The organism is Mesorhizobium sp. M0136 (genome assembly GCF_040322515.1).
GTDB lineage: Bacteria > Pseudomonadota > Alphaproteobacteria > Rhizobiales > Rhizobiaceae > Mesorhizobium.
Window position 1 is genome coordinate 167,333 of record NZ_JAMYTP010000004.1, and the last position, 12,971, is coordinate 180,303.

Consider the following 12,971-nt stretch of genomic DNA (forward strand, 5'->3'; position numbering starts at 1 on the left):
GCCGATGCTGCAGATGCATTCGAATGACAGTGGCAGCCTTGATGCCGGAACCTTCTGACCGTGCGGGTGCTCTCGGTCATTATCATCACCCGCAACGAGGAGGCGTCCATCGCGCGCTGCCTTCGCTCGGTGGATTTTGCAGACGAAATCATCGTTCTCGACAATGACAGCAGCGACAGCACCAGGGAGATTGCCGGTGACTTGGGGGCCAAGGTCTTGATGACCCTTGATTGGCCCGGTTTCGGCGCGCAAAAAAACCGTGCGCTGGCCGCGGCAACGGGGGATTGGATCCTCTCGCTGGATGCCGATGAGTGGGTGGAGGCGCCGCTCCGCACGGAAATCAGGGCCGCAGTCGCCGACCCAAAAGCCTATGACGGCTTCGAAATACCGAGAAGATCGCGCTTTTGCGGACACATTGTCCGCCATAGTGGCTGGTCGCCCGATCTGGTGCTCAGGCTCTTCCGTCGCCGCTCCGGGCGCTTCAGCGACGACACCGTGCACGAGAAAGTAGTGCTGAACGGAAAGGTCGGGCGATTGTCCCAGCCGATCGAGCACGACTCGATCACCGACCTGGCAGATGCCCACGACAAGATCGGCCGGTACGCAGAAGCATCCGCCGCGCAGCTGCTTGCCGAGGGCAAAAAAAGCTCGATAGGCAAGGCAGTTTTGCGTTCCGTCTGGGCCTATGTGCGCAGCTATATTCTCCGGCTGGGATTTCTGGACGGTTCCATTGGTGCGATGGTGGCCGCGTATTCGGCCAGCTACACCTATCAGAAATGGGCGCGTGTCGCATTGGGAATGCGAGGCCAGGTCCACCCAAAAAAGCAAGGCTGAGGCCAGGACAAATCTGTGAGAAACCGGCTCGGTTGACCGCAATTGTTGCCGAGCCATCGCCAACTAGTTAGTGTACGACCGTTAAAATCGAAAGCCAGGGTAGTGAATATGACTGATGCGTTTAGGGTATTTATCGGATGGGACAGCCGTGAGCCGATCGCGTACGACGTCGCGCGACACTCGCTGCTCAAACATGCGTCGGCGCCTGTCTCCGTCATTCCGATCAAACAGGACGAGATGCGTGCCCGCAGGCTGTATTGGCGGGAAAAAGATCCACTCGCCTCGACGGAGTTCACTTACACGCGCTTCCTCACGCCTTTTCTCGCCGACTACACGGGTTGGGCCCTGTTTTGTGATTGCGATTTCCTGTGGCTTGGTGATGTCGCAGGCCTGCTGAAATATACGGACTCGGACAAGGCGGTCTATTGCGTCCAGCATGACTATACGCCGAAGGCCACAACCAAGATGGATGGCGTGGTCCAGACATCCTATCCTCGGAAAAACTGGTCGTCGCTGATGCTGTTCAATTGCGCGCATCCTTCGGTCAAATCGCTCACGCCAGAGGTCGTGAATCAGGAAAGTGGCGCCTATCTTCACCGAATGCAGTGGGTTGCCGACAAAGATTTGGGTTCATTGCCGGTAGAGTGGAATTGGCTCGAAGGCTGGAACGAAAAGCCTGCTGTCGGCACACCTAAGGCGGTCCACTATACGAGCGGCGGCCCGTGGTTTGCCGAGTGGCAGAATGTCGACTATGCCGACTTGTGGATAGCAGAACGCGACGAGTTCCTGGCTTCCGATCAGGCAGAATCTTCTCAGAGCGCAGTTCGATAAGAGCATCGTGTTTGGCAGCTGACCTGGGCGCTTCCGAAGTGGCATCGGCGTCGGCAACAACGCGTGGTGCCGCCTCGGGGCGGGACCGGGGCAGATTGCGCCTAGGAATCTGGCGGTTCCGGCTGGGGAAGCATGACGCGCTGAGATAAGGATCAGCTCGCGGCAATATGATCGGTTTGGGGTCCGTCAGCTCTTTCATCGGCCTAGCCGGCACGCGAAAGTCGACCATGTCGTCACTGCGAAGACGCCTCGATCGTTTCCTGGAAAACCGCGGGCGTAAAATACCGCGGCTGCGGCTGAACCATGTCGAGCGCCTGGCGCTGGTCCGTCGCCATGGTGATTTTTCCCTTGCCTATTCGACCGCCGTGCAGAAGGGGCTTCACTACTTCGGCGATGCCCAGGGCTACATCGCTTACGGCAGCAAAACGCGACATCACTTCGCGCTCGGTGATCCAATGGCTGCCCCGGCCGATCGGCGCGACTATATCGAACGTTTCATCGAGGTTGCCGGCAGCCCGTGGTTCGTGCAGATCGGCGAACAGACGGCGCACGTGCTTGCCGGACTTGGCTATCAGGTCAACCGCCTCGGCGTCGACACCAGGCTTGTCCTGCCCGGCCACGACTTTTCCGGAAAGCGCAATGAGACAGTGCGTTATTCCGAACGCTGGCTCTTGAGGAAGGGGTTTTCCTTCGCGGAGGACAATGGGACCGTCTTCCTCGGCGAGATTGCCAGGCTCTCCCAGAATTGGCGGGCCGACCGCATCGTCAAGCGCTGGGAGATGAGGTTTCTCAACAGGCCTTTTGCCGATCACCTTGGCGTCGATATGCGCCGTTTCGTCCTGCACGGTCCGGATGGAGAGCTCGTGGCCTTGCTGGATTTCGATCCGCTGTTCAGCGACGGCAAGGTCATCGGCTACACCACCTCGTTCAAGCGCAAGCACATCGATGCCTCGGCGCATGCCGAGATCGGCCTGACCAAATTCGCGGTCGACCGCTTTCGCGACGAAGGTGTTTCCGTGGTCACCCTCGGCCTGTCGCCGCTTGTCGAAATCGGACCTAGCGGGTTTGCCGAAAGCGATTTCTGGCGGCGCGCCTTCCAGCGTGCCTATGAATCGCCGTGGGTCAATCGCACCCGCTTCAACCTGCAGGGGCAGGCGGCCTTCAAGCGCCGGTTCCATGGTGTCGAAGAGCCGACCTATCTCGCCTTTCGCAAAGGGACCTTTTTCGAAGCGCTTTCTTTGCTCCGGCTGATCAGGGCCGTCTAGTGCCTGGTGGATGAGGGCTCGTCATCTCCCAGCATGGTCGACACCACGCCGGCCAGGCTTGGTTCTTTAGGTGGGAAAGGAATGCCGCGGCGGGAGCAAAAAGACCGGCTGCGACGCGCCGGACCATTCTGCTGCGTCCCCCAGTCCCGCCGGCTACTTTTGGCAGCACGAGAACGGCTCCGCATCAGCGCGCGCCAAGGGGCGGATTCACGGTTGCTGCTGCGTACCGCCAGGAATAACGAGAGTACCCTGGCCCGGCCTTGAGTATCTGAAGCCTATGAAGAACAAAGCAACGATGATCAAACAAATGACGATGACCGCGACGACGCTGCCAGGATGGTGTCCGGTATCTGGCGGTTGGACCATTGCCTTCCCGTATGGCTATCGCCGCTGACCTTCTTCATCTTCCAACCGAGCATGACGACTGTCAATGGATACAGGAGCTACCCCCGCCATCCAATCAGCAGCCGGTAGTGTCGAACACGTTACGCGCTTGCCGACCGAAGCTGATGATGGACCGAACCACAACTTATCCTAAGCACGCCTCCATCGCTGCGAAGCGTTGAATGGCGGCGAATCCGCAGCGGAAAAGCGACGTTTTCGGCCACCGTCAGATGCGGAAACAGCGTGTAGCGTTGGAACACCATGCCGATGTTGCGCTTGTGCGAAGGCACTGCAAGCAGTGATTTTCCTTCCAGCAAGACATCGCCGGAAGTCGGGTCCTGAAAGCCGGCGATCACCGAAATGACCGAAATCATAGATGCAATCCGGTCGCGCAAGCCGGACGAGGCGGCGGCGGCGGCGCGGCGGCATGTCGAATCCGCGTGGCAGATCGCCCGCAACACGCATCGCTTTGGCTGACTGGTATGCCGCCGGCGGTGCATCGTTCCACGGCAGGCATCTAACTGGTGCGTACAGTGACATTGTGACATGCCAATTTGCTTTCAGTTGCGGCGGCAAAATCGTATATCGGGTTAGTTAGGTGTGTATCTCTTGCCAAATTGCTCTGTCATTCGAACGGAGTATCGGACGGATTGAGACAGAGAAACTAGAAAAATGAATATGTTACGCCACAAAGTGGCCGTGGCACCCATGATGGATTGGACGGACCGGCACTGCCGGTTCTTCCATCGCCAGCTGACGCGCGAGGCGCTGCTCTACACCGAGATGGTGGTGGCCGATGCGGTCATCCACGGCGCACGCGGGCGGCTGCTTGGCTTCGACGACAGCGAACATCCGGTGGCGCTGCAACTCGGCGGCGCCGATCCGGGAAAGCTGGCCGAGGCGGCGCGCATCGGCGAAGCCTTCGGCTATGATGAAATCAACCTCAATGTCGGCTGCCCGTCCGACCGCGTCCAGTCGGGCACCTTCGGAGCCTGCCTGATGAAGGCGCCTGTGCTCGTCGCAGATTGCGTTGCGGCGATGAAGGCGGCGGTGAAAATACCGGTTACCGTCAAGTGCCGCATCGGCGTCGATGAGCAGGATCCGGAACCGGCACTCGATGCGTTGGCCGATGGTGTTTTCGCGACCGGCGCCGACGCGCTGTGGGTGCACGCGTAGACGACCCTGTACCCGGCATGCGGACGAACGAGAATTGACAGAAAGGACGACGGCCTTGCACTCACCCCCTTGACCGTCGAGCGATTAGACGACCCGCTGCGCGGGATGGGCGCGTGGGTGAGGTAGAGATCACGAACCGGACGGCGCGCTCGCATTGCGGATGGTTCGGCAGCGGCAGAGCATCACGAGCTTCTTCAACGAGGGAGCCCGACCCTAGCTAAAGCGGGGCGCCTGTGACTTTCACACGAGCCACGACTGGAGGCCCTTTCAATCCACCGGGTGCTACCGGCTTCTTGACCTCATCACATACGGCTCCCGCCACGTCATCCACGGTCTTCAGTCCCGGAAGACTTTTTTTCAAAATCCGGACAATGGGACCGACATCGGCCCGATATGCACAAATCACCTCGATCCGATCGACAACTTTACCAGCTTCGCTTTGAAAACTTGTGGACTGACAGGAGCTTAAAGAGATGCTTGTGACCATCACAATCAGATTGCGGCGGCGAAACAATTGAAATCCTCCTAATTTGAAGCGTTCAAATTTGATCCGGAAGCAGCTACCACTGGCTGGCAAGGTCGCGATCTGCTGTCGATCGCCACCATAAAGTCGCTGAGAGACAACAGACGGTACTCATGTTGTCCATCACAGGTCGTGAACTTCGTGTCGGCCGATATCTCGACATCGCGCCACTGCTTTATTGCCCCCAACCCCTTGCTGGCGTCGCGCACCTTTGATGCTACTTGCCTTTTCGAATAGATCCTCCACTCCACGTCGTTCCCGGACTTCCCCGGCATTTTTACGACGCGGAGAACATCGGCTGGAGCAAGCCCCGGGCCAAAATTCGATTTGTCTGACCATCTGCCAAAATCGACGCTCTTCCACGTGTGGCCGACTTTGATCCACGTCTGGGAGGGATCGAGCAGGCAGACTTTAGGATCGATCACGCCCGCGGCAAGTTTGCCATAATCTTCGTTGTCGACGCCGTTGCGATATGCGTTGAGGGGATAGGAACACTGCTGGATGCGGTATTTGACCAGGACCGGCTTCCTATAAATGAGTGGGTAGGTGGAGATCATACTTGATACCACCCCGGCAACGAAGGCGACGGCCTGGGAGGTTCCACCTTGTGTGGTAGCGATAGAAGAATTTCCGACCCAGCCGATAATGTGGCCTCCACCGGGAGCCGCAACGTGCACGAATTTCACGGCATCGACATCTCTAACCGAGGCTGCGGCGTTTTGTGAAAGGGTCGCAGAGTCTCTCCTACAATCGTCGCATGACGACACGATTATCACACTGTCATGGTCCCCCCAGGTCTGGGGAAAATTACTCGTCGTCGCACTAAGTGTTACAGGCCCATCAACATTGGTTGGAGCCGCGGCAATGATGATGTTTGTGAAGCCCGGAACAACGGAGGCTCCAGAGGTTTTTTGGCGCATATCTTCGTTTTTGAATGGACCGGTGCCCGAGTTCACTTCGAAATCAGACGCAAAAAGGTAAACATCGAGCGATGGACGCAACCCGCCATCTCTAAGATGACTCATAACATGTTCTTCACGATCCGGATCTTCTTTAACAATATCGTAGGATTCTAGCAAGACGTAAGGCCACAAACCTTGAAATCCTGTCTTCTCCTGGTCTGCTATTATTCCAGCAAGAAGATTAGCGTGGTCGCGTTCTTTTACAAAGGGGTCTACCCACTTGCAGCTTCTCTTTTCAATGGTATCAAATTCTACTTGAGCGGCGCCGAGAGCGCGCCCAAGATTACCTGATGGCGCGAGAGGCGAATCCATCATGTATATCTGAGTTGGCTCGCCACGCGCACCGCGAGCACGGGCCTCCTGATAGAGTCGATCAGCGTCTGGGTCGCTGTCGACAATATCGATATAGTTCAGGTCCGGCCAGAGTTTACCCTGTTTGCACGTGCCATTCACGTAGTCGGGTTTCAAATCATCGAATCCCGAATCATCGAATCCTGAATGCAAAGTAACAGTCGAAGAGCCGGCGCCGCGCAGACTGACCGTCATGTTTGGTATATCGCTGTTCAAGAGCTGGCTGTAAGCAATCTGAGCCAAGGAAAAATCTTTAATCGGAAATACGGCCTTATATCTAGAATACTGGAAAGTACGCATAAAATCATCATTATTGTTCGGGAGTACAACTACAGAAAGATCCCTCCAGTTCTTTTTTATTCCATCGAGATATTCCTGAGTATCCTCTCTCCTATAGACTGACTTCTCTTGCCATAAGGTGGTCAAGTCAACCGCCGGCATCTGAATGGACTCACCTGCCGCAATATTTTTGAAGTTGCCTGAGAATCGTCTGTTCAGCTTTTCCACCCGAGGAAGAAGCGGATCGCAGGGCGGCGGATATCCCATCGACAACAACAACTGGCAGACTGAACCTCCGGCCTGAATCGTTAAAGGGCGGGAAGGCAGGGCAACCCCGGCTGCTTCGAGTAAATCCAGAACCTTAGCCAAATTGGATGAGACCAGTCCACCATCCAGCGACACCACCACGCCGGAACTGTAGACCTCATCTCCAGGTGTCTTGGATTGAGCCCTGCATGATTCCGCCAACGCGATCGTTGCAACCGAAGCAAGAAAAAGACGCAAAAATAGAGAAACACCCCTCATGATGTTTGCCCCCTCCGGGTCGACCGGTTTTTTTAGCTTTTTATAATATAACCGACGTGTCTCGTATTGACAACATAAGAATCATGGGCGCCGTATATATATTGTAGATCGCCGCCTATGGGGGGACGAAGTGTCCGATATCGCTGAGCGCGTTGGCATTGTCTCGATCTCGTTGGTCCTTGCTATGACGGCGAAAGCTGGAAATTCGGATGAAGCAACGTCAACCGTATGCAGCACGCGCGAGTCCACTTCAGAATTTGGCCGATGGGTCAATCCGGACGTTATCTTAAATGTTGACAATAAGTCCTATACAATTTCACCGGCAGAATATGATCTCGTCGACATAGGAAGCTGGCGACTTCAATTGTCTGACAACACAAATTCAAGCGTAAACTGGCTCGTGACAGTGCGCGACCGTCAGGGCCGTCCTCTTTCCATCATTCGTCGAACCGATCAAGCGAGCACCGCCAAGAGCATCTTTACCGAGCGTTTGATCTCGAGTGAGTTGGAGGTCGACGTGGATGGGCTTGAGAAGGGGGACGGCGAAATCAAAGTGACTGGAGCGACCGCATATCCAGGGGAAGGCGGCGATGTGCGCCTCTTCTCGGTGCAAGGAGCGACCCCCAACTGGGGAAGCCCCTATCCGTCAGGCGGCGCCGAAGTCTTTCGATTGGCAGACTCCGTCGGCATGCTGCTCACGGGGGCTACGGATCCTCAGACGTTGTCACAGAAAAGCTGGTCATGTTCGGGTGTGCTGATTGGAGAATCCTTGTTTCTTACAAACTGGCATTGTGGAGGCGAGCGTTGGCTGAAGCATGAGCTCTATTGGAATGACGAGGTACGTGGAAACTGTCTGATGGATTTTCGGTGGGACGAAGGGACAGCCCGCTCTCAGTTCTCATGTGGAGAGATTGCCGCGCAAAGTGAAAAACTGGACTACGCCCTGCTGGAGTTAGGGCCCTTGGCTGGCGGCCCATCGCTTTCGTCCCTGCCGGCAGCGGTGCCGATCGATATGTCCGGGGTGCCGGATCAGATATTCATACTCCATCATGCCCGGTCGAAGCCCAAGCTGTTGAGCAAAAATTGCCATGCGACAAGCGAGGACAACAATCCGGATCTCTTTTTGCATGATTGTGACACCGATCCTGGTGCGTCAGGCGGCCCTGTCTTCGATTCCAATACGAAGCGATTGGTTGGCATCCACCATGCGGGCTTTGTCAGAGACGAGAACTGCCAGGTCGTGAAAGCCTTCAATGAGGGCGTGCGCATCTCGCCAATCATCTCAGATGCCTGCACAAATAAAAAGAACGAAGGGTTGCAAAAACTTTGCCGAGAACTCAAGCAATGACCTTTTCCCGTGGCAATTGCCGACCACAATTGACGTTCACAAGCGCCGTCCACCGATGCATCTTCATCCTTGTACTGCTCTTTGTGACGGCAGTTTCAACCGGACATGTGCTCGCAGATGTGTCGAAGGAGGAATTTGCAGCTATAGCTGGAAAGCAGTTGGGCAGTCCTGAATTTCAAGAGTTTCTTCGGAAGCTGCCGAGTATAAGGTACGATCCTGCCCATGAGCCCTACTACGTCGTAGAGGGCGACCTTCGATTGACCGCAAGGCAGTTGTGGGCACGAGTAAACGGGGTGTCAGACGGGAGCGAGAAGGTTAACCCGAACTCAGAGCTAAATGTGATGATGCGGGCCGGAGTCCCGGACAAATGGCCAGTAGGTCACCGTCAATTGACTTACGCGATAGACAAACGAACGTTCGACAAGAGGCAGTACGCAGTTATAAAACGAAACTTCAAGGCAGCAGTTGTTCCGTGGGTAGTATCGTGTGAATGCGGTCTGTCTATAACGCATGCTCCACAGTTTGACCGGGCCCCGACGACTAATGAGGTGACCTTTGTGATACAATATGACGCGAGCCCCTCACCCTTTCTGGCTCTTGCCCCATTTCCAGGAGATCCGAAATCGACACGTATATTGAAGATATTCAGCGGCTATTTCACCGACCAGGAGTATGACAAAATTGGTATGCTGCGACACGAAATAGGTCATATCTTGGGATACCGGCACAGCCACCTCGGAGTTAAGGGATGTTCCTACTACGGCGCAGAGGACAACAATTGGAAGGCGCTCAGCCCCTACACCGGAAATTCAGTGATGCACTATGTATGTAATGGAGGCGGCTCGCCGAAATTCATACTTTCTAAGTCGGACAAGCAAGATCATAAAAAGTTTCATTCGAATTAAAAGTTAAGGGGTGTCCCATGCCATGTTGCGATAGAATGAGTCGTCGCGAGTGCCTGAAGGTTGCTGGTGTTGGACTAGGATGCCTCCTTTTGCCGCGCGATGTCTTGGGTAAAGGGGTGGAAGCTGAACCGGACTTCGCCACGATCGCGTCTCGTGCCGTCGATGCAGGGCTGATTTCGCCGAAATCGGCAGCCAATGCGCTGCCTAGCGACGAGGAAAAGATTTTCATATTGGCGAGCATTGTTGAGGCGTCTTTGGAAAAGCGTTTCGACAATGCGCAGCCTGGCGGTCTCACTTCTGACAGCGGGGCGCTCTTGAGCCAACTCAACGCGGCCGTGAAACCGAGGGTAAAAAAACCGAAGGCCCCTTCGTTCGCTCTCCTAAAGGGCACTTACCGAGAGCAATTCGACCAATGTTCGCCAAACCCTGCCAACTTGGCTGAAATAAAGAAGTGGACCGGCTTTTTCGCGAAAAAGAGAAATCGTGATCAATATGAAGCCGTGCAGCGGCTGACCGGAGTACCCTGGCATGTTGTTGCTACCCTTCATTTCCGCGAGGCGAGCGCAAATTTCCTGGGGCACTTGCATAACGGCGACCCACTTCGAGCGCTAACGAGACAGGTACCAAAGGGCCGGCCGCCAAAGCCTTGGCCGCCGGAGCCGTGGGAGCCTGTGTCCGCTTGGATAGCGAGTGCACGTGACGCGCTGAGCATCGAAGGATTCTCGGGAAAACCTCCCGGTTCATGGACGGTTGAGAGAACACTATACCGCTTTGAAAAATATAACGGATTTGGATATTACTTCCACAAAACATCGTCGGCATATCTTTGGAACTTCAGCAGCATTGGCAAGCGAGGCGGCTACGCGAGCGACGGAAAGTGGAATAAGAACTACGTCTCTCGTCAAATTGGTTCGGCTGTACTCCTGAAACAGATGTTGTCGGACGGAATAATCGATGTTAAATTTGAAAGTTGAGTAAGGGAGGTACAAATGAAGATTATGAAGTGCCTGGCTGTTGCTATCGCAATCTTTTTCGTGCCGGTGCACGCCTTTTCATGCCCGGTGGGATTCAAACAATGCGGAGCTTCCTGCTGCGTTCAATAGTCAACCCTTTTGATGGCGTCGACGTAGATGAAGGAGCGAGCGGGCGCAGAACGGCTAAAAAGCGGCACAATTGCTGCCATTCGGTCGTGAACTCTCCGATGACCGAAGCGGCTCAAATTTGCCTGTTGCTGTGAGGTCATTTGCTTTCCAGACGGCGTGCTAGCCGTACGCCAGCCCCGCCGCCATTCTCAAGGGTGGGGTCTGTAGCCTTAATCCGCTCAAGAGCACTGGGCTTCGCAAGCTCAATCTCGCGCTTTTCCAGCCATGCCGCTGCGGCCTGCTTGCGGTCGAACGTGCGGCCCACTCGATGGAGGATCTTGCCGGCACGCTTTATTAGGAGTTGTGCCTGATACGCAGTCGACCCATCTGCCGACGTAGGCTCCTTATCGGTACTGCACGAGCGACATCGGTACTGCATTGCAGTACCTTGGCGCCCAAAATGAGCCAAAATCGGCGAAAACGGGCCGAAAACGGTACTGCATCGATTCGGCGCAAGTGCTTATGATAGAAGAAAAAATGAGCAATTACAAGAACTTCCGCCTGGCAATCGCACCGATGATGGATTGGACGGACCGGCACTGCCGGTTCTTCCATCGCCAGCTGACGCGCGAGGCGCTGCTCTACACCGAGATGGTGGTGGCCGATGCGGTCATCCACGGCGCACGCGAGCGGCTGCTCGGCTTCGACGACAGCGAACATCCGGTGGCGCTGCAACTCGGCGGCGCCGATCCGGGAAAGCTGGCCGAGGCGGCGCGCATCGGCGAAGCCTTCGGCTATGATGAAATCAACCTCAATGTCGGCTGCCCGTCCGACCGCGTCCAGTCGGGCACCTTCGGAGCCTGCCTGATGAAGGCGCCTGTGCTCGTCGCAGATTGCGTTGCGGCGATGAAGGCGGCGGTGAAAATACCGATTACCGTCAAGTGCCGCATCGGCGTCGATGAGCAGGATCCGGAACCGGCACTCGATGCGTTGGCCGATGGTGTTTTCGCGGCCGGCGCCGACGCGCTGTGGGTGCACGCCCGCAAGGCCTGGCTGGAAGGACTGAGCCCAAAGGAAAATCGTGACATCCCCCCGCTCGACTATGACCGCGTCTATCGGCTGAAAGCCAGAAAACAAAACAAATTCATCGGCATCAACGGCGGCATTCAATCTCTCGCAGAAGCGCTGACGCATCTCGACCATGTCGATGGCGCCATGCTCGGCCGCGCTGCCTATCACACGCCAGGGATACTGACCGGCATGGATGCCGCGTTTTACGGCAGCACAGCTGAGTTGTTCGACTTTGCCGCGCTGATCGACGCCATGGCGAACTATGCAGCACGCCATATCGAACAGGGTGGACGGCTCGGGCATGTCACCCGGCACATGGTCGGGCTGTTTCACGGCCTGCCTGGTGCACGCCGCTACCGGCAGATCCTCTCCACCGAGGCGACACGGCCGGGTGCCGGACCGGAGGTGCTGAAGTCAGCCTTCGCCGAGGTCGATTTCGGCAGGACCGCAGAGGCGGCCTGAGCAAACTCAATCCCGCAAGATCATGCGGTCGCCGCGCACGTCGAAACCCGACAGCGAGCCGATGAAATTCATGCCGAGCAGGCTCTGACCGAGGGTGCCGGGTGCGGCGATCATGATGGGCATGTCCTTGCGCACGATGCCGCCGATCGACAGTTCGTCGCTTCGCACCGCCGCTGCGCGCGTCATGCCGTTGGCGGTCGAGATCGGGATGGTGAAGTGGAGGGCCGCCGAATTGAACCCGGCCGCCACAGCGTCCTCGGCGGTCAGCACTGTGCTGGTCGCGCCGGTATCAACAACCGTCAGGATCGGCGTGCCGTTGATCGTGACGCGCGCTTCGAAATGGCCGCTGCCGGCCTTGTCCAGGGTGACGGTGGCATGGCCTTCTTCCACGCCCAGCGCCAGCGGACTGCCGGGAACAAGGCCGGCGGTGACGCGGCTGGCGAAATCCTGCAACTCATAGCGGTACTGATAGCCGGCGATCAGCGCCAGCACGATGGCGCCCCAGGCGCCGAGGCTGCGGGCCATGGTGCCCAATGGCCTGCCCGATCTGAGCAGGCCGGCGCCGACGAGTGCCGCTAAGGCGCCAAGCCAGATCAATTGGCTGAAATCGTAATTCTCAATGCCGAATGTACTGCCGGCGGAATCGTTGAGCATGAGCAGGAGTACACCTGCCCCGATGGCGACGATCAGAATCCACAGCAGTCGGTTCATCTCTGCGGCCGGCTCACGAGAGGGCGTCGCGTTCGCGTGCCATGCGGCTGCGACGGGTTTCCCGGCGTGGGCGTCGCTCGACCGCTTCCAGCCTTGCCGGGAGCTCGGCCATGACGCTGCGGCGGGTTTGCGGGGTCATGTCGATCCAGGCTGCGATTTCCTCGCGCGTGCGGCCGCAACCGAAACAGAAGCCGGTCTTCATGTCGATCGAGCAGACCAGGATGCACGGGGATTCAATGGCCGTCATAAGGATTTCCTTGGC

Annotated in this window: 12 protein-coding genes and 2 pseudogenes; 9 read left to right on the top strand and 5 right to left on the bottom strand. The window is 56.8% G+C overall.

Features of this window, described 5'->3' with window-relative positions:
- Positions 1-60: 60 nt before the first annotated feature.
- From NKJ35_RS06285 to NKJ35_RS06295, 3 genes are all read left to right on the top strand, one after another.
- The gene (locus tag NKJ35_RS06285) at positions 61-834 is read left to right on the top strand and encodes a glycosyltransferase family 2 protein (protein WP_352645681.1); all 774 of its coding nucleotides are present in this window, start codon (positions 61-63) and stop codon (positions 832-834) included.
- A gap of 108 nt (positions 835-942) precedes the next feature.
- Positions 943-1,665 carry a glycosyltransferase gene (locus tag NKJ35_RS06290; protein ID WP_254817270.1) on the top strand — a complete coding sequence of 241 codons (723 nt, stop codon included), beginning with the start codon at positions 943-945 and terminating at the stop codon, positions 1,663-1,665.
- Positions 1,666-1,892: 227 nt separating this feature from the next.
- Positions 1,893-2,930 (top strand): phosphatidylglycerol lysyltransferase domain-containing protein, encoded by a 1,038-nt coding sequence (locus tag NKJ35_RS06295; RefSeq protein ID WP_352645684.1) that lies wholly within the window; start codon positions 1,893-1,895, stop codon positions 2,928-2,930.
- A 539-nt stretch (positions 2,931-3,469) separates the two neighbouring features.
- Here NKJ35_RS06295 and NKJ35_RS06300 read toward each other — a convergent pair.
- Positions 3,470-3,670: pseudogene (locus tag NKJ35_RS06300) on the bottom strand (ATP-binding cassette domain-containing protein); the annotation flags it as partial.
- A gap of 4 nt (positions 3,671-3,674) precedes the next feature.
- Here NKJ35_RS06300 and NKJ35_RS06305 point away from each other — a divergent pair.
- Complete coding sequence (locus NKJ35_RS06305) at positions 3,675-3,791, top strand: hypothetical protein (RefSeq protein WP_502904615.1); 117 nt, start codon at positions 3,675-3,677, stop codon at positions 3,789-3,791.
- A 195-nt stretch (positions 3,792-3,986) separates the two neighbouring features.
- Positions 3,987-4,487: pseudogene (gene dusA, locus NKJ35_RS06310) on the top strand (tRNA dihydrouridine(20/20a) synthase DusA); the annotation flags it as partial.
- 220 nt (positions 4,488-4,707) lie between these two features.
- On the opposite strand, the gene NKJ35_RS06315 reads toward dusA (NKJ35_RS06310), so the two are convergent.
- Entirely contained in the window at positions 4,708-5,004 is a 297-nt protein-coding gene (locus tag NKJ35_RS06315) for a hypothetical protein (RefSeq protein WP_352645686.1), read from the bottom strand.
- 11 nt (positions 5,005-5,015) lie between these two features.
- Positions 5,016-7,130, bottom strand: coding sequence for a S8 family serine peptidase (locus NKJ35_RS06320; protein WP_352645688.1), 2,115 nt, complete (start codon positions 7,128-7,130; stop codon positions 5,016-5,018).
- A 130-nt stretch (positions 7,131-7,260) separates the two neighbouring features.
- On the opposite strand from NKJ35_RS06320, the gene NKJ35_RS06325 reads away from it, so the two are divergent.
- From NKJ35_RS06325 to dusA (NKJ35_RS06340), 4 genes are all read left to right on the top strand, one after another.
- Positions 7,261-8,478 carry a trypsin-like serine peptidase gene (locus NKJ35_RS06325; protein WP_352645689.1) on the top strand — a complete coding sequence of 406 codons (1,218 nt, stop codon included), beginning with the start codon at positions 7,261-7,263 and terminating at the stop codon, positions 8,476-8,478.
- A 29-nt stretch (positions 8,479-8,507) separates the two neighbouring features.
- Positions 8,508-9,383: a zinc metalloprotease gene (locus tag NKJ35_RS06330; RefSeq protein ID WP_352645691.1), complete on the top strand. Its 876-nt coding sequence runs from the start codon at positions 8,508-8,510 to the stop codon at positions 9,381-9,383.
- Positions 9,384-9,472: 89 nt separating this feature from the next.
- Positions 9,473-10,357 (top strand): hypothetical protein, encoded by an 885-nt coding sequence (locus NKJ35_RS06335; protein WP_352645693.1) that lies wholly within the window; start codon positions 9,473-9,475, stop codon positions 10,355-10,357.
- Between the two features lie 645 nt (positions 10,358-11,002).
- Positions 11,003-11,998: a tRNA dihydrouridine(20/20a) synthase DusA gene (gene dusA / locus NKJ35_RS06340; RefSeq protein WP_352645695.1), complete on the top strand. Its 996-nt coding sequence runs from the start codon at positions 11,003-11,005 to the stop codon at positions 11,996-11,998.
- 6 nt (positions 11,999-12,004) lie between these two features.
- On the opposite strand, the gene NKJ35_RS06345 is transcribed toward dusA (NKJ35_RS06340), so the two are convergent.
- Together NKJ35_RS06345 and NKJ35_RS06350 are read right to left on the bottom strand one after the other, a co-directional pair.
- Positions 12,005-12,709, bottom strand: a complete 705-nt coding sequence (locus tag NKJ35_RS06345) for a TIGR02281 family clan AA aspartic protease (RefSeq protein WP_352645697.1) — start codon at positions 12,707-12,709, stop codon at positions 12,005-12,007.
- 13 nt (positions 12,710-12,722) lie between these two features.
- A complete protein-coding gene (locus NKJ35_RS06350; RefSeq protein WP_352645699.1) occupies positions 12,723-12,956 on the bottom strand; it encodes a DUF1289 domain-containing protein in 234 nt (77 codons plus the stop codon).
- Positions 12,957-12,971 lie beyond the last annotated feature (15 nt).